Source organism: Mycolicibacterium komossense (assembly GCF_025822605.1).
Lineage (GTDB): Bacteria > Actinomycetota > Actinomycetes > Mycobacteriales > Mycobacteriaceae > Mycobacterium > Mycobacterium komossense.
This window is the reverse complement of the sequence record NZ_JACKTY010000014.1, coordinates 122,116-143,729: the sequence shown is the minus strand read 5'-3', so window position 1 is coordinate 143,729 and position 21,614 is coordinate 122,116. Positions and strand designations below refer to the sequence as shown.

At 65.0% G+C, this 21,614-nt stretch carries 23 protein-coding genes; 3 read left to right on the top strand and 20 right to left on the bottom strand.

Annotated elements, in window-relative coordinates; genetic code table 11:
* Nucleotides 1-3: 3 nt before the first annotated feature.
* Complete coding sequence (locus H7J73_RS05155; protein WP_264066171.1) at nucleotides 4-483, bottom strand: ribose-5-phosphate isomerase; 480 nt, start codon at nucleotides 481-483, stop codon at nucleotides 4-6.
* Nucleotides 484-513: 30 nt separating this feature from the next.
* Nucleotides 514-1,065 (bottom strand): TetR/AcrR family transcriptional regulator, encoded by a 552-nt coding sequence (locus tag H7J73_RS05150; RefSeq protein WP_264066170.1) that lies wholly within the window; start codon nucleotides 1,063-1,065, stop codon nucleotides 514-516.
* A 94-nt stretch (nucleotides 1,066-1,159) separates the two neighbouring features.
* Here H7J73_RS05150 and H7J73_RS05145 point away from each other — a divergent pair, with 94 nt between their 5' ends.
* Nucleotides 1,160-2,116 carry an aldo/keto reductase gene (locus tag H7J73_RS05145; RefSeq protein ID WP_264066169.1) on the top strand — a complete coding sequence of 319 codons (957 nt, stop codon included), beginning with the start codon at nucleotides 1,160-1,162 and terminating at the stop codon, nucleotides 2,114-2,116.
* Here H7J73_RS05145 and H7J73_RS05140 read toward each other — a convergent pair.
* The 4 genes from H7J73_RS05140 to H7J73_RS05125 form a co-directional block, all read right to left on the bottom strand.
* A complete protein-coding gene (locus H7J73_RS05140; protein ID WP_264066168.1) occupies nucleotides 2,048-3,007 on the bottom strand; it encodes an isopenicillin N synthase family dioxygenase in 960 nt (319 codons plus the stop codon). The genes H7J73_RS05145 and H7J73_RS05140 overlap by 69 nt on opposite strands.
* Nucleotides 3,004-3,450 carry a nucleoside deaminase gene (locus tag H7J73_RS05135; protein ID WP_264066167.1) on the bottom strand — a complete coding sequence of 149 codons (447 nt, stop codon included), beginning with the start codon at nucleotides 3,448-3,450 and terminating at the stop codon, nucleotides 3,004-3,006. Before H7J73_RS05135 ends, H7J73_RS05140 begins: the two co-directional genes overlap by 4 nt.
* 11 nt (nucleotides 3,451-3,461) lie before the next feature.
* Nucleotides 3,462-4,859, bottom strand: coding sequence for a purine-cytosine permease family protein (locus H7J73_RS05130; RefSeq protein ID WP_264066166.1), 1,398 nt, complete (start codon nucleotides 4,857-4,859; stop codon nucleotides 3,462-3,464).
* A 62-nt stretch (nucleotides 4,860-4,921) separates the two neighbouring features.
* A complete protein-coding gene (locus tag H7J73_RS05125; RefSeq protein WP_264066165.1) occupies nucleotides 4,922-5,542 on the bottom strand; it encodes a mycothiol-dependent nitroreductase Rv2466c family protein in 621 nt (206 codons plus the stop codon).
* A gap of 258 nt (nucleotides 5,543-5,800) precedes the next feature.
* On the opposite strand from H7J73_RS05125, the gene H7J73_RS05120 reads away from it, so the two are divergent.
* Both H7J73_RS05120 and pepN read left to right on the top strand, forming a co-directional pair.
* A complete protein-coding gene (locus H7J73_RS05120) occupies nucleotides 5,801-6,298 on the top strand; it encodes a DUF732 domain-containing protein (RefSeq protein ID WP_264066164.1) in 498 nt (165 codons plus the stop codon).
* 49 nt (nucleotides 6,299-6,347) lie between these two features.
* Entirely contained in the window at nucleotides 6,348-8,918 is a 2,571-nt protein-coding gene (pepN, locus tag H7J73_RS05115) for an aminopeptidase N (protein WP_264066163.1), read from the top strand.
* 65 nt (nucleotides 8,919-8,983) lie between these two features.
* Here the strand turns inward: pepN and H7J73_RS05110 are convergent, their stop codons facing one another.
* The 14 genes from H7J73_RS05110 to H7J73_RS05045 form a co-directional block, all read right to left on the bottom strand.
* Nucleotides 8,984-9,739: an SDR family NAD(P)-dependent oxidoreductase gene (locus H7J73_RS05110; protein WP_264066162.1), complete on the bottom strand. Its 756-nt coding sequence runs from the start codon at nucleotides 9,737-9,739 to the stop codon at nucleotides 8,984-8,986.
* On the bottom strand, nucleotides 9,732-10,535 hold the full coding sequence (locus tag H7J73_RS05105; RefSeq protein WP_264066161.1) for an IclR family transcriptional regulator: 804 nt from the start codon (nucleotides 10,533-10,535) through the stop codon (nucleotides 9,732-9,734). The genes H7J73_RS05110 and H7J73_RS05105 overlap by 8 nt, the downstream gene beginning before the upstream one ends.
* Nucleotides 10,536-10,607: 72 nt before the next feature.
* Nucleotides 10,608-11,435, bottom strand: coding sequence for a 5-dehydro-4-deoxy-D-glucuronate isomerase (kduI, locus tag H7J73_RS05100; protein WP_264066160.1), 828 nt, complete (start codon nucleotides 11,433-11,435; stop codon nucleotides 10,608-10,610).
* A 26-nt stretch (nucleotides 11,436-11,461) separates the two neighbouring features.
* A complete protein-coding gene (locus H7J73_RS05095) occupies nucleotides 11,462-12,421 on the bottom strand; it encodes a 2-hydroxyacid dehydrogenase (protein WP_264066159.1) in 960 nt (319 codons plus the stop codon).
* A 40-nt stretch (nucleotides 12,422-12,461) separates the two neighbouring features.
* Nucleotides 12,462-13,550 (bottom strand): extracellular solute-binding protein, encoded by a 1,089-nt coding sequence (locus H7J73_RS05090; RefSeq protein WP_264066158.1) that lies wholly within the window; start codon nucleotides 13,548-13,550, stop codon nucleotides 12,462-12,464.
* A gap of 63 nt (nucleotides 13,551-13,613) precedes the next feature.
* Nucleotides 13,614-14,711: an ABC transporter ATP-binding protein gene (locus tag H7J73_RS05085; RefSeq protein WP_264066157.1), complete on the bottom strand. Its 1,098-nt coding sequence runs from the start codon at nucleotides 14,709-14,711 to the stop codon at nucleotides 13,614-13,616.
* Nucleotides 14,712-16,460, bottom strand: a complete 1,749-nt coding sequence (locus H7J73_RS05080) for an ABC transporter permease subunit (protein WP_264066156.1) — start codon at nucleotides 16,458-16,460, stop codon at nucleotides 14,712-14,714. It abuts the gene before it with no gap.
* 75 nt (nucleotides 16,461-16,535) lie between these two features.
* Nucleotides 16,536-16,913, bottom strand: a complete 378-nt coding sequence (locus tag H7J73_RS05075; RefSeq protein WP_264066155.1) for a cupin domain-containing protein — start codon at nucleotides 16,911-16,913, stop codon at nucleotides 16,536-16,538.
* Entirely contained in the window at nucleotides 16,910-17,878 is a 969-nt protein-coding gene (locus H7J73_RS05070) for a C-terminal binding protein (RefSeq protein WP_264066153.1), read from the bottom strand. The genes H7J73_RS05075 and H7J73_RS05070 overlap by 4 nt, the downstream gene beginning before the upstream one ends.
* Complete coding sequence (locus tag H7J73_RS05065; RefSeq protein WP_264066152.1) at nucleotides 17,875-18,486, bottom strand: bifunctional 4-hydroxy-2-oxoglutarate aldolase/2-dehydro-3-deoxy-phosphogluconate aldolase; 612 nt, start codon at nucleotides 18,484-18,486, stop codon at nucleotides 17,875-17,877. The genes H7J73_RS05070 and H7J73_RS05065 overlap by 4 nt, the downstream gene beginning before the upstream one ends.
* A gap of 7 nt (nucleotides 18,487-18,493) precedes the next feature.
* Nucleotides 18,494-19,447, bottom strand: coding sequence for a sugar kinase (locus H7J73_RS05060; RefSeq protein ID WP_264066151.1), 954 nt, complete (start codon nucleotides 19,445-19,447; stop codon nucleotides 18,494-18,496).
* Between the two features lie 598 nt (nucleotides 19,448-20,045).
* Complete coding sequence (locus H7J73_RS05055) at nucleotides 20,046-20,525, bottom strand: DUF5130 domain-containing protein (RefSeq protein ID WP_264066150.1); 480 nt, start codon at nucleotides 20,523-20,525, stop codon at nucleotides 20,046-20,048.
* On the bottom strand, nucleotides 20,512-20,745 hold the full coding sequence (gene ctaJ, locus H7J73_RS05050; RefSeq protein ID WP_264066149.1) for an aa3-type cytochrome oxidase subunit CtaJ: 234 nt from the start codon (nucleotides 20,743-20,745) through the stop codon (nucleotides 20,512-20,514). Before ctaJ ends, H7J73_RS05055 begins: the two co-directional genes overlap by 14 nt.
* A gap of 167 nt (nucleotides 20,746-20,912) precedes the next feature.
* On the bottom strand, nucleotides 20,913-21,575 hold the full coding sequence (locus H7J73_RS05045) for an HNH endonuclease (protein ID WP_264066148.1): 663 nt from the start codon (nucleotides 21,573-21,575) through the stop codon (nucleotides 20,913-20,915).
* Nucleotides 21,576-21,614 lie beyond the last annotated feature (39 nt).

The window sequence follows — 21,614 nt, the reverse complement described above, 5'->3', positions numbered from 1 at the left end:
GCGTTACGCGGGTGCGCCGGGAACCGGCGGCGCCACGTGATCCTTCTCGTACTGGGACAGGATGTCGATACGCCGCTGGTGGCGTTCCGCCCCCGACCACGGCGTGGTCAGGAACGCATCGACGATGGCGAGAACCTCGGGCCAGGTGTGCATCCGGCCACCGATACCGATCACCCTCGCGTTGTTGTGTTCCCTTGCCAGCGAGGCGGTTTCGACGCTCCAGCCCAATGCACACCGGATCCCCGGCACCTTGTTGGCGGCGATCTGCTCACCGTTGCCGGAACCCCCGAGCACGATACCGAGACTGTCGGGGTCGTCGCGGGTCTTTAGGGCGGCGGCGATGCAGAACGCCGGGTAGTCGTCATCGGCGTCGTAGACGTAGGCCCCGCAGTCGATCGGCTCGTGACCGGCCTCCTTGAGGTGCTCGATGATCTTCTCTTTGTACTCGAAGCCGGCGTGGTCAGAGCCGAGATAAACGCGCATGGCGTAACCCTACTTCGCCCCCCGCCGGGCTCAGCGAGTTGCCACCAGACCGTCGACGAGTAAGTCGAGCATGCGCCCCGCCTGCTCGGGGGAATGACTCGCCAGGAAGATACCGATCAAGCTCGACACGATGTCGTCGGCGGCCACGTCCGAACGCAGACTGCCGTCCGCCGCCCCGGCTTTCAACAGGGTTGCGACCGCCCCGACGACACTGTCGCGGGTTTCGGTGGGCTGGACCACTCCGGAGGCGAACATGGCGTGCATCGACTCGGCCATCCCCCGTTTCGCCGCGACGAATCCTGCGTAGCGGTCCATCCACCGGCGCAGCGCAGTCGCGGGTGGGTGACGGTCCACCAGTTGGGCGGCCGACGCCGCCACCTCGGCCAGTTCGGTGCGGAAGACGGCCTCCACGAGCGCCTCCCGGTTCGGGAAATGCCGATACAGAGTGCCGATCCCGACGCCGGCGTCACGCGCGATCGCCTCCAGGGATACGGGTCCGTCCGCTGTGGCGAACGCGTGGGTCGCCGACTCGAGCAGTCGCTCGCGGTTGCGCCGCGCGTCGGCGCGCCCAGGTTCGGCCATAGCGGAGGCTCCTCCGGTTATGCTACGTTGAATTAAGCGGAGGTTCCTCCGCATCTGTCGAGTATCCCACTCCCCCCGAAACGAGAAGAGCACCATGACGAACACATCAGCGCCGGGCGGCTCGTACCGCATCGGACAGCACGAGGTGGCCCGCATCGGCTACGGCGCCATGCAACTCGACCCGGAGTCGTCGACCGGCGAGGACGCGGTCACGCTTCTTCGTCGCGCCGTCGAACTGGGCGTCAACCACATCGACACGGCGTCGTTCTACTCCGGCGGCGAGGTGAACACCCGGATCCGCGCCGCCCTGTCTCCCTACGCCGACGACCTCGTCATTGTCAGCAAGGTCGGCGCCAAACACGTTCCTGGTGGCGTCATTCCGTTGGCCGCTGCCCAAAAACCCGCGGAACTGCGCGCCGCCGTCGAGGAGGATCTGGCCCAGCTGGGGTTGCACCAGATTCACGTCGTGAACCTGCGCCGGCTCGATCTCGGCCCCGGCCTGCGGGCAGAGGGCGACCAGCTCGTCGACCTCGACGATCAGCTCGCCGAGATGATCGCGCTGCGCGACGAGGGCAAGATCGGTGCCATCGGGATCAGCGCGGTGCCGGTGGAAACCGTGGTGCACGCGGCCTCGGCAGGCATCGTCTGTGTGCAGAACGCCTACAGCCTGCTCGACCGCAGCCAGGAAGAAACGCTCGATTTCTGCCTCGACAACGACATCGCCTGGGTGCCGTACTTCCCGCTGGGATCGTCCTTCCCCGGCTTCCCCAAGGTGTCGAACAACCCCGTCGTGCAACGCGTCGCCAGTGAGCTCGGCGCCACCGCCGCGCAGATCGGGCTCGCCTGGCTGCTGGCCCACGCGCCGAACACGCTGCTGATCCCAGGGACTCGATCCTTGGCGCACCTCGAGGAGAACCTCGCGACGGCCGACGTCTCGTTGACCGCGCAGCAAGTCGCCGACCTCGACGCGGTGCCGGCGGAGCTAGCTCACGGTGATGGCGTCGAGGCGTTCCTTGATGAAGTCCGAACACGTGACGGGGCGCAGTCCTGAAACCTTCCCGATCGGCGGCTCCAGCGGGGTGACCAATGCGTCGTGGTTGGCCTCGTAGAAGTAGATCAGCGACACCAGATCTTCCTCGGGGGCGTGCGGCTGGGGCGGCAACACGCGATGCCGGCCCGAGGGCCAGCGCCGCCCGCTCCAATACTCAAGCAGGTCACCGATATTGACCGTGAGAGCGCCCGGCTCCCACGGCGCGTCCTCCCAACCCTGCGCCTCGGAGTAGACCTGCAGGCCACCGGCGCCGGGTTCGCGGTCCAGGACGGTGACCGTCCCGAAATCGGTGTGTGGGCCGATGCGGAACTGGCCCGGCTCGGGCTCCCCGACGACGCTCACGGGCGGATAGTGGTTGATGTTCATCGTCCAGGTCGGCCGGTCGGCCATCACAGCGAACGGATTGACGGGGAGCTTGAGCGCGCGGGCGAACAGTGCCAGCAGGTCATCGCTGACCTTGCGCATGGCGGCGGTGTACTCGTCGACCAACGCATGCAACGTCGGCACCTCGACCGGCCAGACGTTGGGGGCGAACCAGATTCGGTCGACCTCCGGGTCGCCGGTGGCGGTTTCGGCGCCCAGACTGAAACTCTCCTTGAGGTCCGGCGGCGTTTCGGTGCCCTCGGCATAGGCGTTGGCTTCCGCGCCAGGTCCGATCCAGCCGTGGCCGCCGACCGGCACGGAGTAACGCTGCTTGACCTCGTCGGGCAGGGCGAAGAATTCGCGGCTGGCGGCCCGCACCCGCGCCGCCAGGCCGGTGTCGACGTCGTGACCGGTGACGACGATGAAGCCGGCGCGCTGCAGGCCCTCATCCACCTCGGCCGCTACCGCCTCGGCCGCCGAACCGCCTTCATACCAGCGCGAGATGTCAACTGTCGCAATCGCACTCATTGGGCCACTCCGATGTCCTCGTTCCACAGCGCCGGATTCGCCTCGATGAACTCGGTCATCATCGAGATGCAGCGCTCGTCGTCGAGCACTGTGACCGCCACCCCGTTCTCGGCCAGCCAGTCATGGCCGCCGGTGAACGTCCGACTCTCGCCGATCAGTACCGCCCCGATGTTGAACTGGCGCACCAGGCCGCTGCAGTACCAGCACGGCGACAGTGTCGTCACCATCACCGTCGAGCGATAGTCGCGCTGGCGGCCCGCGTTGCGAAAGGCGTCGGTCTCACCGTGCACCGACGGGTCGTCGTTCTGCACCCGCCGGTTGCGGCCGCTGCCCAACAGCACACCGTCAGCGCTGAACAGTGCGGCACCGATCGGAATACCGCCCTCCGCCAATCCTTTTCGGGCCTCGCCAACAGCAACGTCGAGCATTTCCTCGGGAGTCATACTGCGAGAGTCTAAACGGCGCGCTCGGCGGCGATCTTGGACCGGCAGATCAGCAGATAGGCGGCTCCGGCCAGCAGGAAGCCCACGAAGAAGGTGATGTCGCCCAACGCAGGCACTGCCTTGGTGATGTAGCCGGTGAACTTCTCCTGATTGGAGAACAGCAGCACCGAAACAACGAGACCGATCACGAATGACAGCAACCCGCCCCAGTTGGCATAAGAGCGGTCGTACAGCAGATGGGCAATTTTGTGTCCGCGCCGCAGGTATTGGTCGGCGAAGACGACACCGAGCCACGGCCCGATCCAGTACGCGATGATCAGCAGGAACGCTTCATAGCTTGCGGCCGCATCGGGCAGCGCCCACCAGGCGACCGCGAACCCGGCCACGCCGAAGAACACCGTGACCAAGGCCCGAGCGATGTGGGCGGGTAGCTTCACGCCGATCGTCACGAAGGCCATGGCGCCGGAGTAGATGTTGATCGAGTTCGCCGCGATCGCGCCGATCGCAATCGCCAACAGCGTCGCCTTGGCGATCGGCGATGCCAGTTCACCGGTGAACGCTTCGGTGGGGTTGTCGGAAAGGGCCGGGCCGATGGTGACCGATGCCGCACCGACGATCTCAAGAACCGCACAGGACAGGAACAGGCCGGCCGACGCGAACAGACCCGTCCGCGCCGTCGAGACGGTCGACGGCAGGTAGCGCGTGTAATCCGCCGCGTACGGCGTCCAGCCCGCGGCGTAACCGAACGCGGTGCCGACCGTCAGCAGGAAGCCGCCCAGCGAACCGTCACCGACGATGGGTTCCAGGGCAGGCGCACCGAAATGCGATTTGGTGAGGATGGCCACCGACGCGACGGCGAAGATCACCGCAAGAATCGGGAACGAGTACTTCTCGAAGGCCTGGACCAGGTTGTGGCCGAAGAACGCGAACGCGGTTTGGACCAGGACGACGATGACCAAGCCGACCAGCGGCCCGATGCCGAACAACGCAGCCAGCGCGTACGCGCCGCTGACGCTGTTGGTCGCGAACCAGCCGACCCCAGCGGTCACCGACATCAGCACCGCCGGAAGCGCGTTTCCTTTGAAACCGAAGGCCAGCCGGCCCAGGACCATCTGCGGGACGCCGTGCAACGGGCCGCGCGCGGACAGCAGGAAGTGTGCGACCGCGCCGAGTCCGGTGCCGATCACGATTCCCGCAACGGCCTGCCAAAAACTCATGCCGTAGACGGCAACGGCCAGCACTCCCACGAAGATCGTCGCGAACTCAAGATTCGGCGAGGTCCACGTCCAGAACAGCTGGCTCGGCTTACCGTGCCGGTCCTCTTCGGCGATGAACTCATTTCCGCCAGGTTCGACGGCGACGATCTTCTTACCGTAGGAACCGTCGGTGCTGGGCTCGGCGACTGTCATGGGTACACCGTGATGCCCGTCGTCCCGACGCGCAACCGGAGTGGTAAACCGAGCAGCCCGGGTCAGTCGAATTCGGGCGACTCGGTGCGGGATCGCTTCAGCTCCCAGAAATGCGGGTACGACGCGAAAATCACCGACGCGTCCCACAGCTTGCCCGCTTCTTCGCCACGCGGAATTCGGGACAGCACCGGACCGAAGAAGGCGACACCGTTGACGTGGATGGTCGGAGTGCCGACGTCGTCACCGACCGCATCCATGCCTGCGTGGTGGCTCTTGCGCAGCGCCTCATCGAACTTCTCCGAGGTTGCCGCCTCGCTGAGCTCGACGGGCAGACCGACCTCTTCCAAAGATTTGAGGATGACGTCGTCGAAGTCTTTGTTGCCCTTGTTGTGGATCTCGGTGCCCATCGCGGTGTAGAGCGGCGACAGAATCTCCGGGCCCTTGGCGTGCTCGGCGGCAATCGCAACCCGCACCGGACCCCACGCCTTCTTCATCATCTCTTGGTACTGCTCGGGGAGATCGCGACCTTCGTTGAGCACGGCCAGGCTCATGACGTGGAAGCTCACGTCGATATCGCGGACCTTCTCCACCTCGAGAATCCACCGCGAGGTAATCCAGCACCACGGGCAGAGCGGGTCGAACCAGAACTCGGCTTTGGACTTTTCAGAAGACTTCTCGGGCACTTCGCGGTCCTCTCGATCAAGTGGCGGACACAGTCATCCCCCCAACACAACTATGCGGGGCGGGATTGTGTTCCGAGGGGCTTACCGGCGGGCCGGATGGGCCGCGGATTGAACTATGCGAGAGTGGTCGGACACGCACAGGACACGCATAGGGTGCGAACCTTTACCGGATCGTGTTAAAGATGTGATGGTTGTAGAGCAAGGTTACCCGTGCGAATGGGGTGACAGAAGTGCACTCCCCACAATGAGGAGTCCACCATGACAACGCGCACCTGCTATTCCAATTCTCTTGTCGGGGCCAGTCTTAGATCACTGCCCAAACGCACCCTGGCCGTGTTCGCCGCGTTGATCGCGTTGGCCACGATCGCTGCGACCACGGATGTACCAGCCGATGCAGACACCACCAACGACGCGTTCCTGTCCGCGCTGAGCAACGCCGGGATCAACTACGGCGACCCGATCGATACCGCGAATCTTGGCCAGTCGATCTGCCCACAGCTGGTTCAGCCCGGTAAGGACTTCGCCAGTGTCGCCTCGCAGATCAGGGGCAACAACAACGGCATCTCCCCCGATATGGCCTCGTTCTTCACCGGTATCGCCATCTCGATGTACTGCCCGTCGATGATCAGCTCGATCGGCGACGGCACCGTGCTGAACCAGCTCAACGGACTGGGCGGCCTGGGCGGCCTGGCCGGCATCCCTGGGCTCGACGGACTGAGCGGCCTCAGCGGCCTGCAGATCCCCGGACTCACATAACAGCAGACCGGGCGGCCAACCATAACCGCGGCCATTAGTGTTGACGGGCGTGGCACTTCCCAATCTCACTCAGGACCAAGCCCGTGAACGCGCAGCGTTGGTCACCGTCGACAGTTACCGCATCGAACTGGACCTCACCACCGATGAGCGCACCTTCCGCTCCTCGACCACGGTCGAGTTCGACGCGCTGGCCGGGGCCGACACCGTGCTGGACATCGCCGCCGACACCATCCGCAGCGCCAGCCTCAACGGCCACGACATCGACGTGTCCGGCTATGACGAATCCACCGGTATCACGCTGACCGGCCTGGCCGAGCACAACGTCGTCGTCGTCGAAGCCGACTGCAGCTACTCCAACACCGGCGAGGGTCTGCACCGCTTCGTCGACCCGGTCGACGGCGAGGTCTATCTGTACTCGCAGTTCGAAACCGCCGATGCCAAGCGGATGTTCGCCTGCTTCGACCAGCCGGATCTGAAGGCCGCGTTCGATATCAGCGTCACCGCACCCGCGCACTGGCAGGTCATCTCCAACGGCGCGACCGCCCTGGTCGAGGAGGCCGGGTCCACGAAGGTGCACACCTTTGCGACCACGCCGCGGATCAGCACCTATCTGGTCGCGCTGATCGCCGGTCCGTATGCGCGCTGGGACGACGTGTACCGCGATGAGCACGGCGAGATTCCACTGGGCATCTTCTGCCGCGCCTCGCTCAGCGAGTTCATGGACGCCGATCGGCTGTTCACCGAGACCAAACAGGGATTCGGCTTCTACCACGAAAACTTCGGTACGCCTTATGCATTCGGCAAGTATGACCAGCTCTTCGTCCCCGAGTTCAACGCGGGAGCGATGGAGAACGCCGGCGCGGTGACCTTCCTGGAGGACTACGTCTTCCGGTCCAAGGTCACCCGCTATTCGTATGAGCGTCGCGCCGAGACCGTACTACACGAGATGGCGCACATGTGGTTCGGCGATCTGGTGACGATGACCTGGTGGGATGACCTGTGGCTCAACGAATCCTTCGCGACCTTCGCGTCGGTGTTATGCCAGGCCGAGGCCACCGAATACAAGCAGGCCTGGACGACGTTCGCCAATGTCGAGAAGTCCTGGGCCTACCGTCAGGACCAGTTACCCTCGACACACCCGGTCGCCGCCGAGATCCCCGACCTGCACGCCGTCGAGGTCAACTTCGACGGCATCACCTACGCCAAGGGCGCCAGCGTGCTCAAGCAGCTGGTGGCCTACGTCGGGCTGGAAGCCTTCCTGGCCGGACTGCGCAACTACTTCCGTGACCACGCCTTCGCCAACGCCGGCTTCTCGGATCTGCTTGGTGCGCTGGAAAAGTCGTCGGGCCGCGATCTGTCCGACTGGGGCCAGCAGTGGTTGAAGACCACCGGCCTGAACACGCTGACGGCGGACTTCGACGTCGACGAGGACGGCACCTTCACCCGGTTCGCGGTCAAGCAGGGTGGCGCCGCTCCTGGCGCCGGCGAGACCAGGGTGCACCGGCTGGCCATCGGCATCTACGACGACGACCCGCAGACGGGCAAACTGGTCCGCGTGCACCGGGAGGAGCTCGACGTCGAAGGACCGACGACCGATGTCCCTGCCCTGCAGGGTGTTTCACGCGGCAAGCTGGTCCTGGTCAATGACGACGACCTGACGTACTGCTCGCTGCGGCTGGACCCGGAGTCTTTACAGACGGTGCTGTCGCGCATCGCCGATATCGACGAGCCGCTACCCCGCACGTTGGCCTGGTCGGCCGCCTGGGAAATGACCCGCGACGCCGAACTGAAGGCCCGCAATTTCGTGGCGCTGGTGATGAGCGGCATCCACGCCGAATCCGAAGTGGGGGTGGCCCAACGTCTTCTGCTGCAGGCGCAGACTGCGCTCGGTTCCTACGCAGAGCAGGGTTGGGCCTGCGAGAACGGCTGGCCGGCATTTGCCGACAAACTGCTGGATCTGGCCCGTGAATCCGAGCCGGGCTCTGACCACCAGTTGGCCTTCGTCAACGCCCTGTGCACCTCGGTCCTCTCACTGCGGCACGTCGCGGTGCTGGCAACGCTGCTCGACGGCGAGCCCGCCGAGGTGAACCTGGCCGGCCTGGTCATCGATACCGATCTGCGCTGGCGGATCGTCACGGCGCTCGCAGCCAGCGGCGACCTGGACTCTGACGGCATCGAGACCCCCTTCATCGACGCCGAGGCCGAGAAAGACCCCACCGCCGCCGGCCGCAGACAGGCCGCGGCGGCCGCAGCTGCGCGCCCACAGATCGCCGTCAAGGAAGCTGCGTGGCAGCAGGTCGTCGAAGACGACACGTTGGCCAACATCACCAGCCGGGCGATCATCGGCGGTTTCGTGCGACCCGGCCAGGGCGAGCTCCTGCAGCCGTTCACCGAGCGCTATTTCGACGCGATCGGACAGGTCTGGGAGCGGCGTTCCAGTGAGGTCGCGCAGACCGTGGTGATCGGCCTCTACCCGTCCTGGGATATCGGCGAGTCAGGTCTCACGGCCGCCGACCAGTTCCTGGCCGGGGATATCCCGCCAGCGCTGCGCCGGTTGGTGTTGGAAGGCCGTGCCGGCGTCGAGCGCGCACTGAAAGCCCGGGCCTTCGACGCGAGCTGACGAGTTCGGCGTGTTCGGTTGCGCTGGGCGCAAGCGAACACGCCGAATCCGCAGGCTGGCTGGCGTTACCGCGCCAGCCAGCCGCCGTCGACGTTGAATACCGAGCCATGGATGTAACGCGCATCTTCGGAGACGAGGAACGCGACGGTGCCCGCCATTTCGTACGGTTGTCCCCATCGCGCCGCGGGAATGCGTTCAGAGATCTGGGCATTGCGCCGCGGATCTGCCACTAGCGCCTCATTCATATCCGTCACCACGTAGCCCGGTGCGATTGCGTTGACGTTCACACCGCGCCCAGCCCACTCGTTGGCGAAGGCCTTCGTCAGTTGTGCCACGCCGCCTTTACTGGCGGCGTAACCCGGCACGGTCACACCGCCCTGAAAGCTCAGCAACGACGCGACGAAGACGATACTGCCGAATCCGTTGGCCACCATATCGCGCCCCAGCTCGCGGGTGAGAATGAACGGCGCGGTGAGATTGACAGCGATCACTTCGTCCCAAAGGTCGTCACCGTGATCCGCAGCCGGGGCGCGGCGGTTGATCCCCGCGGCGTGCACGAGGATGTCCGCGCCGACCGGCCGGATCCGCTCGATCGCGGCGTAGAGGGCCGGTCTCGATTCGAGCGCTGCCGCAACAGGCATGAACGTCCGCTCAGCCGCTTGCACTTGATCAGCGCAGTTCGCAAGCGCCTCAACGGATCTCGCGATTCCCACGATATCGGCACCGTAAGCGGCAAGGCGACCCGCGACTGCCAAGCCGATCCCCCGGCTGGCGCCCGTCACCACCGCCGTGCGCCCGGCCAACTGGGCGGAATCAGCCATGCTCAGATGTCGTGACGTTGCCACGGTGTCCGAGTTGGCGTGAAATCGCCCCGGCAGCCGCGATCACCGCGTTACCCAACCGATCATTGGCAGTCACGTCCACCCGATCCGCTGGTCCGCCGATACTCACAGCCGCCACGACAGAACCGGTGTGGTCGAAGATGGGAGCCGCATAACCGCGGATACCTTCCCGATTCTCCTGATCGTCGATCGCATAGCCACGCTCGCGCGCGAGCGACAGATCGGCGGCCAGCGCATCCCGATCGCGAACGGTGTTCGCCGTTCGGGGCACCAACACATCAGGCACGTGCCGCGCCGAGACGTCGGCTTCCGTCCAGGCCAGGATCGCCTTCCCGATGGCCGTGGCGTACGCGGGCACCGCGTCGCCGACACGACTGAAAATGCGCACCGGGTGAGGTGAGTCCACCAGTTCGATGTAGACGACGTCTTGACCCGTCACAATCCCCAGATGTGCCGTCTCACCGGTCTCCGCCACCAAAAGCCGCATCTCGGGTAACGCGACGCGCCGTAGATCCAGGCGTCGCAGATACTCCGACCCCAGCTGGGCGTTGACGACGCCGAGAGTGTAGACACCCAGTTCTTCGTTGTAGGCCAGGAAGTTTCGGGCCAGCAGTGTGCGCAGCATCCGCTGGGTGGTCGGCTTGCTGTAGCCCAGGATGCTGCTGCACGCAGCGAGGCTGAGCCCGGGCGGCGGCTCTTCGGCAATCCGAAGTAACACCTGCAGCGCTCGATCGAGACTTTGGGTACCCGCGAGGGGTTCCGCATCGTTGGACATCATGTCACCATTCACTTCCGCTCACCGCCGGCTCAGCGGGACCGCCTGATTTCCGAGACCTTATCCGTGGGATCAGCACAGATCGGTGATCGCGACCTGATCCATGTCGGCGAAGGCCTGGTTCTCCCCCGCCATCACCCACACGAACGCGTAGCTCGACGTGCCCGCGCCAAAATGCACCGACCAGCTAGGCGAGACGACGAGGTTCAGATTGCTCATCGTCAGTGTGCGCAACTCATCGGGACGCCCCATGAAGTGCTGGATCCGGTGCGATTCAGGCAAGTCGAAATACAGGTAGGCCTCCGTGCGCCGATCGTGCAGGTGAGGCGGCATGCTGTTCCACACGCTGCCGGGCTCCAGCGCCGTGATACCAAGGACGAGTTGGGCGGTGGGAACGCCACCCGGCTGGAGGTGCTTGTAGATGGTGCGCCGATTCGCAGTCTCGGTCTCGCCCGCTGCGGTGGCATCCGCATCGGCAAGGGTGACGAGCACGTGCGGGTGTGTCACATGGGCGAGGGCCGACGCGAGGAACAGCGCGCTGTCCGGTTCGGTAGCCGAGAACGAGATGTCCTTGGCGCCACGGCCCAGGTACAACACATCGCCTTTGGCCAGACCCCACTCCTGGCCGTCTGCGCGGACCCGCGACGCACCCGCCACCGCGACCACCGCGAGTTCACGGCGCTCGCAGAAGTACTCGGCGCGAAGCTCCGCCGGCGACGAAAGCTCGAGCCACTCCCCGACCGCGGGGACCGCTCCGCCGAGCACCATTCGATCATGGTGGGTGTAGGACAACCGGACCTCACCGGGCACAAAGAGCTCCTCGTTGAGGAATCGGCTCCGCAGTTCCTGACCACTGAGTGAGGCGAGGTCGTCGGGATGAGTGGCGTGCTGGATCTTCACTGATCTTCTCTCTATCGACGGTAGTGCTAGTTGATGACGTTGGTGGGCGTTCCCGCCGCGAACGCCAGGATGTTCTGGCCCGCAAGCCCGAATACGTCGTCGGCCTCGTCGGTGTGGAATCCCACATGGGCCGACAACACGACGTTCGAACCGGCGGGCGGAACTGAATCGGAGCGCGGCGGCTCTTCGATGAAGACATCGATTCCGGCTCCGAAGATCGCCCCTCGCTCAAGGAGTTCGGCGAGAGCCAGCTGGTCTACGATCTCCGCCCTGGCGGTGTTCACCAGGATGGCCTTGTCCCCCATGCTATTCAGGAGCGAGCGCGACACCAAACCGTCGGTCTCCGCGGTATGGGTCACGTGTAGCGACACCACATCCGACGTCGCGAACAGCTCATCGAGCTCGACCCGCCTGGCACCGAGACGCTCGTCGCGGGTGGCGTCAACGGTGCGTGACCAGTACACGACGTCCATCCCGATCCCGTTGCCCAGACCGATCATCCGGCTACCGATCGCCCCGGCGCCAACCACACCGAGCCGGCGCCCCGCCAGCTTGAGTCCTTGATTCTTCTGCCAATGTCCTTCACGAACGAGGTTGTCTCCCTCAGGAATCCGGCGGGCGACGGCGAATGCCAGAGCCAGGGCATGCTCGGCGACGCTCTGACTGGCGAAGTCGGGGACGTTCGTGACCGTGACACCACATTCGGCTGCCTCATCCATCGCCACGAAGCGACGTGCCCCGGTGCCGACGAAGCTCACCAGCTTCAACGCGGGGTTGGCACGCAGCAGTCCCGATGGAACCGGGCCTTGGTCGCCGATGACATACAGCGCGTCATATCCGGCAGCTCGTGCGATCGCTGCCTCGACATCGGCGAAAGACTCTTCAAACCAGTCGAATTGGTGACCAGCGGCCCCCAACGGTCTAGCGACATCCCGTAGGACGATATCGCGGTACTGCGGTTCTCCGTCGATACAGACGGTCTTCATCGTGGTTTCTTTCTGTCTTCGGTGTATTGGGCGGAAGAAGCTATTTGCCGACCCATCGGTTGAACTGGTCGACTACGGCGTCGAGATTGGCCGCGTAATAGTCGGTGTTCTGCGGGACAGCAGCTTTCAGGTTGTCCCCGATCGGCAAGAACGGACGGACCTGGGCGGGGAAATCATCGGGCTTGATGCTGGTCACCGACGCCGGGATGGGCGTAGGGATCTTCGAGGCGAACGCGATCTGGCCTGCGGTGTTGTCGATGACGTTCGCGAGCAGTTCTTGGGCCGCGGCCTTGTTCGGCGCATCGGCGGGAATCGCCCACACACTGTTGGAATAGCCGGCACCGTTCCAGCTGATCTCCATGGGAAATCCGTTGTCGGCCTTGGCTACTGTCGCACGGTTCGCCCAGAGGATGCCGATGTCACAGGAGCCGTTCTCGAACGATTCGATGGACTGCGCACCGCTGGTCCACCACGTGATGTCCGACTTGATCTCGTCCAATTTGCGCAAGGCACGATCGATATCGAGCGGGTAGAGATCTGCGGGAGCGACCCCGTCGGCGAGTAGCGCCGCTTCAAGCGTCCAGCCGTACTGCGGGTTGTTGAAAAAGCAACGCTTGCCAGGAAAATTCTTGAGATCCCATAGGTCGCTCATCGACGTCGGCGCCTTGTCGTACGCGGCGCCGTCCCAGGCCAGGACCATCCCGAAAGTGCCAACCTGGATGCCGTAGTCGTCGTAGGTACCCTTGTTCAGCTTGTCCACCGGAACGATCCCGGTGTCGATTTTCGCGAGATAGCCTGCGTCGGAAGCAGTTCGCGCATCGTTGACCGTGGGAAAGAACACCACACTCCACGGCACCTGCCCTGCTTCTGCCGCGCCGAAGAACTTCGTGGCCGCCTCGTTGTAGTCCTCGGTGACAGTCACCCCGGTTTTTTTCGTGTAGTCGGCGAACAGCGTCCCATTCAGCTGCGCCCAGACATCACCTCCGCTGGTGTCGTAGAACAAGACGTCGTTGCCACCGGAGCCACCCGAGGAATCGGGGGAACCGCCCGAACCGCAGGCGGTGATGGTCAGCGTGGTGATGGCCAGGGCGGCTCCGACCCGCCGCGAGCGATTGCCGTTGATTCTCATGTCATTCCTGCCTTTGTGGTGTGCGGGTGGATGGTGGTCGTTGTCCGCGAAAAGTCGAGGGGATCAGTGCATCCGGGGTATCAGGGCGCAGTGGCCGGCTCGGACGCAGGCGCCGACTACGTCCCCGGGCCGGGGTACGGGTCCGTACGGGTCGAGGTCGGCGGTGAGCTCCATGCCGTCCATCGCGATGTGCACACTGTGCCGCTGGCCCAGGAAGCGGGATACCGTGACTTCGCCGCGACCCAAGAGGTCGTATCCCGCGAGCGGTTCGTCACCGCACAAGGCGATCTGTTCCGGCCTGACCACGCAGGTGGCCACTGATTCGTTGATGTCGGTGGCGCGCGCCCGAACCCGGTGAGCGCCGCGGGCGACGGTAAAGGTGTCGCCCGAGCGCTCGAGGATGTCGACGTCGAGCAGGTTGGCCTGCCCCAGGAATCGGGCGACGAAGAGATCTTGCGGGGAGCGGTAGATGTCCTCCGGGCGTCCGATCTGACAGATCCGGCCGTCCCGCATGACACCCATGCGGTCCGAGAGAATGAAGGCCTCGTCCTGATCGTGCGTCACATAGATCGCCGTGGTGTTCGACTGCTGCTGGATGCGGCGCACCTCGGCACCGAGGTCTTGGCGCAGCGCGCGGTCGAGTGCGCCCAGCGGTTCGTCGAGCAGCAACACCCGCGGCCCCTGAGCGAGCGCCCGGGCGAGTGCGACACGTTGCTGCTGTCCGCCACTGAGCTCACCGGGTTGGCGGTCGCCGAGACCGTCGAGGGCCACCAGCTCGAGCATCTCCGAGACGCGGCGCCGCCGTGCGCTCGCGTCCAGCCTCCGCACCTTCAGACCGAATTCGATGTTCTGCGCTACGGTGAGGTGCGGGAACAATGCGTAGTTCTGGAAGACGAAACCGATGTCACGCCGCTGGGTGGGAAGGTCGGTGACGTCCTCACCGTCGATGTCCACTCGGCCGCGGGTCGCGTCGAGCAGCCCCGCGATGATCCGCAGCAGGGTGGTCTTGCCGGAGCCGCTGGGCCCCAGCAGGGTGAAAAACTCCCCCGCACGGACATGCAGGTCAGCATCGTCAAGGGCAGGCTTGCCGTTGTAATCGAGGCCCACCCCGGTCGCGGTGACCTCACCGCGCGAGAGATCGGAGGCTGGTGCGCTGCCCATCTATGACTCCTGAACCTTCTGGGCGCGCTTGTTCCGCACCGCGTTGAAGACCCCGCGAATGACGAGGATGACTAGGACAGAGGTGACCAGCAGTGACGCCACTGCCGGGACAGTCGGGACGATTCCGCTTTGGAGGTACTTGTAGATGGTCACCGGGAGGGTCTTGGTGGGCCCGGTCTGGAGGAACAGGGCCAGGACCACCTCGTCCCATGACGTCACGAACGCGATGACGAAGGCACCGGCCACACTCGGCAGGATGGCCTTGACCACCACTGTCCAGAAGGCCCGGGTGCGCGAGGCACCCAGCGTCCAGGCGGCCTCTTCCAGGCCCGGGTCCGATCCGCTCATCGCCGCCGCGATCAGCGCGAACGCCAGCGGCGCCGCGACGATGGTGTGGGCCAGGATGAGGCCGAAGACGGTGCCGGTGAGACCCAGCTGAAGTTGTACATCGAACATCCCGATGGCCAGCAGAATCCCGGGCGTGATGATGGGCGCGAAGGCAAGTCCGGAGATGATCGCTTTGGCGACCGTCGAGGTCGTCGACCGCATCAGCCGCGCAAGAACAAGGCCGATCGCGACGGACAGCGCGCCGGTGCCGATGCCGACCAGCAGGCTTCGTCCGATCGGCCCGAGCCACGTCGTGGTGGTGAACACCTCGGCGTACCACTTCAAGGTGAAACCGCGTGGCGGGAAGACGACGGTGCCGGTCTCACCGATGGACAGTGGGAAGACGAATAGCACGGGAATGACGAGCACGGCGATCGTCAGGGCCGATATGGCCGCGGAGATCGCCATGGGGATCGACCACCGGAAGGGTTGTTCGGCGCTGACTCCTTTGACCTGAACAGACCCGACGCCGACTTTGAACTCGCCGGTGACTCGGACCACCCCGATGTAGCAGATGACCGTCGCAACCAGCAGCAGGATGCCCATCGCGCTGGCGATCGCCCAGCGGAAGATATCGATCTGCTGCTGGATGTAAACCGAGATGGTCTGTTCGGTCGGGCCGCCGAGGATGGCGGGCACGATGAAGAAGCCCAATCCCAAGATGAAGATCAGGAGTCCTCCGCTGACCAGTGACGACCTGATCAGCGGGAGGTACACGGTGAAGAAGGTGCGAGTCGCCGACGAGCCCATCGTGCGGGCGGCCAGCAGAAGATTGGTGTCCACTGCGGCCATTCCGGCGTAGAGCACCAGAATCATGTATGGCAGCAGGTACATCACTGTTCCGACCAGCGTGCCGGCAGGTGTGTAGAGCAGATTCAGCGGACCGAATCCCAACGCCATCGACAGCTGGTTGAGCGGGCCGTTCGGACTCAATATCGAGGTGACGGAGAAGAGCCGGACCACGATCGAGATCCAGAACGGCACCAGCACCAACAGCAGCATGAGCGTCGCGGTGCGGCGGCGCAGTCGAGAGATGAAGTAGGCCGTGGGAAAGGCCAGCAGGATGGTGATGAGTGTTGAATTGACCGCGAGCACAACGGTGCGCCACTCGACGAGAAGGAGGAAATCGTCCTGGAAGAGTCGGGCGTAGGCGTCGAAGCTCCAGCGCGGGGCCGCCGCATCGAATCGGCCCTTCTCGCTGATGCTTCGCAGGAACACCGTGAGGATCGGCCAGACGAAGAACAAGGCGTATACGACGATCACCGGCAGGAGGAGGCCGAACCGGAGGCCACGCGCACCCAGCGCTGACCGGCGCTCACGGGTTGTTCTACCGATACTCGACGCTGTGGCTGTTGCGGACATAGCTTTCACCTCCCTGAATTTTGAAACACCGTACCAATATTCTGTTTCGGGAATGTGTCACCGCGGTGACTCGAGTTAATTCGTTGGCGCCGTTGGGTTTTGCGCGTAGATCGCATAGACCTTGCGGACGGTTTCGGTGACGTTCCACTCCCCGCTCCAGCCCGGACGCAGCGACACCGTGACCCCGGGGCCAATGTTGGTGACCGAACCGTCCGGATGCGACAGAGTGCCGCTGCCCGCCAGAAAGTGCATGACTTCGCCGCTGTCCGGCTTGGTCGACAAGAAGCGACCCGCGGTCACCTCCCACACCCCGATCTCGACACCGGCTGTCAAAACCAGGACCCTCTCGGCGCATTGCGGTGCGCCTGCAACGATTCTCGTTGGTGGGTCAGACGGTTCGAGCTGCACAGACATGGCGTCGAGCGCAGAGAACAGGGCGGAGTCGGCGATCACGGGAGCACCTTTCGAGTGCGGTTGGCAAGTGCTGCGGCGTTGACGATGGAGGGTGCCTCACGCCCGGTGAGAACTGCTGCGCAGCGCGACGCGAGCAGGCCCCGCAGGCGCGGTTCGGAGCTGTCCGAATACCAGGCGAGATGATTGGTGATCACGAGATTGGGCGCGGTGAGTGCCGGATCGTCCACATCGGGCGGTTCGCTTTCGAGAACGTCCAGGGCCGCGCCGCCGAGCGCCCCCGCAGTCAGCGCATCCGCGAGCGCACGGGTGTCGACGAGGCCGCCGCGAGAGACGTTGACCAGATGGGCAGTTGGCTTCATCTGCGCCAGCGCGCCGGCATCGATGAGGTGGCGGGTGTCGTCGTTGAGCGGCAGGTGCAGGGTCAGGACATCGGCAGCAGCGACGACATTCCGAAGGGGCAGCAATTCGACATCACCAGACTCCGCGACGTACGGGTCGTAGGCCACCACTCGCGCAAAGAACGGCCTGAGCAGGCGAATGGTCTCCCGGCCGATCCGGCCCAGCCCCACCACTCCCAGCGTCGACTCGGACAGGGCCGGAATGGGTGCCAGCTCACGCCAGCGCGTCCACCCTCCCCCTCGGACCAGCCGATCGGACTCCGAGATGCGCCGCACCGATCCCAGCACCAAAGCCGCCGCATGCGTGGCGACTTCTTCCTCGCAATAGTCGGGAACATTGACCACCCGAATGCCCCGCCGAGTCGCCGCGTCGACATCGATGGTGTCGTAACCCACGCCGTAGCGCCCGATCACCCGCCACCGCTCGTGGGCATCCATCTCCTCGGCGCCGATCGTCGCGAACTGCACCAGCACGCCGTCGGCATCGTGCGCGCCATTGTCATCCACTCGTGCGTCGAAGACGTCGACTCCGACGCCTGCCGCCGCGGTTTGCTCTATGCAAATGTCGCCGTAGGCGGTGTCGAGAACGGCCAGAGAGAGGTTCACAGCTGTACCGCCTTCACAAGGGCTGCAGTCGAAGTGCGGACGTCATCGGCGTCGCGTGAGGCGGCGAGAACACCGCCCATTCCGACAACACGCACCCCTGCCCGCAGGTAGTCAGGCACCGTGTCGATCGTGATCCCACCCGAGGCGAGGAATTCGACTTCGGGAAATGGAGCCCGTAGATCGCTGACGTAGCCAGGCCCCAGCCGGGCGGCAGGGAAGAGCTTGAGCAGACGAGCGCCGGCGTTGAGCGCCGCATCCACTTCGGACGGAGTCATCACCGCGGGTATATGCAAAATCCCTCGCCGCCTTGACCATTCGGCGACCTCAGGAGCCGCGGATGGTGAGATCAGGTATTCCGCACCCGCGGCAGCAGCCGTATTCGCCTGAGACGCGCGCCGGACGGTCCCGGCACCGACGAGGACGGAAGGATGTCGCGCCCGCAGGCGTGCGATCGTCTCGGCGGCATCACGCGCCACGAAGCTGACTTCGATTGCGCGCAAACCACCTTCGACATACGCGTCCAGCAATGCGTCGGCAATACCCTCGGCGCGCAGGAGGACGAGCGCCCGCGCAGCCCGCAGCCGATCCAAAGCCTCTATCGGGATCATCGCACCATCACCGCTTTCGGGTCGTCGATGACGGCGCGCAACTCCGCTTCGGAGAACGCCGCGATGTCGCCTCGACCGTGCAAGCCATCGCTGCGAGCGCGACGGCGGCTTCCAGCGCCTCCGGTGCACTGCCGCCCGCCATACGACTCCAGATCAGTCCCGCCGTGAACGCATCCCCCGCCCCGAAGCGGTCCACCACCGCCGCGCGGGGAGCTACCGCCGACCACTGGCCGTCCGCCGACACTGCCGCGGCGCCGTTCGAACCATCCGTTACCACAACAAGATTGGCGCCCAGCGCGTATCGCTCACGCAGTGCCTGCGCGCTGTCGAGGGCCGACCCATCGACGGCGAACACCGAGCGTGCATCGCGAGCGGCGCAGATAACGACATCGGCCGATCGTAGAAGTGGGATCAATGCTGCGGCCGCCTCCGCGGGCGACCAGAGCAGCGCCCGGTAGTTGACGTCGACAACGACCTCGACACCCCGCTCGCGCGCCGTCGCCACGATTTGTTCGAGTTGCCTTGCAGGACCGTGTCCGAGGGCCGCGGTGATCCCGCTGACGATGAGGGTGCCTGCATCGTCGAGCGCCTGTGCCGCCACCTCGGAGCGCACGAACGCGGTGTCTGCGCGGTCGTAGACGACGCGGTGGCCGCGGGGTGCAGCCGCCTGTTCGACAAAGTAGAGACCGAGGCGCGCTCCGGGGACTCGGTGAACACTGTCCACGAGCACGCCACGAGAACGAAGTTCGCGCATCACCTTGTCGCCGAGAAAAGAATCAGGGACGGCGCCGACGAAGCGCGCACGGCGACCGAGCGCGGACAGCGCCATCGCCACGTTGAGCTCGGCGCCACCGACCGCGACGTCCAGCCCCTCGGCGCGGTCGATCTGACGGCCGGTGCCCGTGCTGAGTCGAAGCAGCGGTTCTCCATAGGTGACGACCACAGCGTTACGTGCCGGCATCGACTCCCCTTTCGGATTTTGAAACACCGTTCCATATTCGACGGGGGTCGTCAATAGTGCCGACACACTTTGGTTCTCAGGCCGGCATATCGACTCAGCGGACGGGTGTACGCGACGAGGCGGGCCACGGATTGCTGGTGATCTGCGACCGGATACGGCCGCGGCCTGACAATCCCGTTGATGTCAGGCACTTGGGAACACTCGGCTTCAGATTGCCCGCCTGCCACACCGGGACCCGGCGACGTGGGTCGGCAATGCGCACCGGCGCTGAACGCGCAGATGCCAGTCGATGTTCTCCGCCACCACCAGGGCAATCTGGCCTGTGCCGCTCCCGAACAGAGAATGCGGGGCGACAGCTTCTACTGCCACGCAATCTTCGCGCCCGGAGCGATCAACGGGCGGATTGCGGAGGGTTCGGGCAGCCGCCACTCAGCGCATCGGCAGCGTGATCGCTGCGCAGCCGCGTTATGCGGTCAGCAAAGGGTTCACCGAGAGGATCTACTTGTACTGATCCCGAAATTCAACGAGCGCGAACAAACTGCGCAACAAACCGGGTGTCAGCCGAGACGCGCACATGCGCGAAAGTAAAGAGGGACTGCTATGGCCGGGCGATACCGGCCGAGAGCACCCGGACAGCCGAGACCAGTCCGTCGATCAAGTTGCCTTCCTGGAATGCCGACGCCGCGGCGGCAACACCCAGCGGAGCGGCCGAGTCGGCGCCGCGGCCCTGAAGCCCGGCACCGTAGACGACCTCGATGGCCCGTTGATCAGGCGACACGGCGATCAGCAGCGCGTCATTGGGCGTGGGAACCAGGGCGAGCAGCTCCCGCGCCTTGGCAGCCGTATCGGCACCGAGATCGCCGATGTATACGGCGAACCGAGCCTTCGAAGCCCGCGAGCCGTACTTCAGCGCGTCGTCCAGCTCAACCCGGTCCTTGATGGAGAACGGATAGGTTTCCGACAGCGCGCCCGGCTCAGTCACGCCCGAGAGCCGGCCGCTGTAAGTTATCGCCCAGCCGACAGGAAGGTTCCCGGCGTCGATCGTCGCTACCTCGCTGCGAGTGTCACCACTTACCACTTGCGCCACCTCCCACTGTCAACTCGCTCGCGCCATGACCGTGTGCGTCGCCCACGATCTCTTCCGTAGCTGCCCACAGGATCGGTGCGTGCGTCCACGGTTCGGACATTTTGTACGACGCCGGGTGCGGGCCCTTGTGGCGGTAAATCAGCGCCGACAGCACCGCGACCAAGAGCAACGGGATACCCACGAAAATCAGGTGGATCTCAGCGATGGACACGTCCGTAAACCTATCGCACCGCCGTCACGATGTCGGGGCAAGCCCGCACCAAAGTTCAGGCGGCGCTCGATCTGCCCGACTCCTCACGCCTCGTCCCTCGGCGATCGGTCGTCAGGCGGCGCTCGATCTGCCCGACTCCTCACGCCTCGTCCCTCGGCGATCGGTCGTCAGGCGGCGCCTTCCCCGAGATAGCGCACCCACGCCGGATCCAGCTCTTTGACCGTGGACAGCAGCCGCCAGTGCTGGCCTTTCGGGGGCATCGGCGCCATCCGCAACGCCCAGCCCAACTCGGACAGCAGTTTGTCGGCTTTCTTGTGATTGCACGTCGAGCAGCACGCGACGCAGTTCTCCCACGTGTGCTCGCCACCGCGGCTACGCGGAATGACGTGGTCGACGGTGTCGGCCTTGCCGCCGCAGTACGCGCAGCGGAAGCGGTCGCGATGCATCAGCGCCGCACGGGTCATCGGGATCCGCGCCCGATACGGCACCCGGACGTAAGTGCGCAGCCGGATCACCGACGGAACGGTGATCGTCCGGCTGGCCGAATGGATCACCGGACCCGTTGGGTCGTCATGGACGACATCGGCTTTTCCGCAAAGCAGCATGATGACGGCGCGCCGCATCGGCAGCGCGGTCAACGGCTCGTACGTGGAATTCAGGAGAAGCACCCGGCGGCGACCCCACACCGAACCGCCGTCATGCGGTACATGCACAGACTGTGGCGCTACCGTCTCCACACTGTGAAGATTCGACGCCGGCGGTGGCACCGAACCGCCTGCCGCCGCGCGGTGACCAACCCTATTCAGTTGGCTACGTTTGCGCTGCGACATTGATCCTCCGCCGACAGTCCACCACGATTCCGCGTTCGT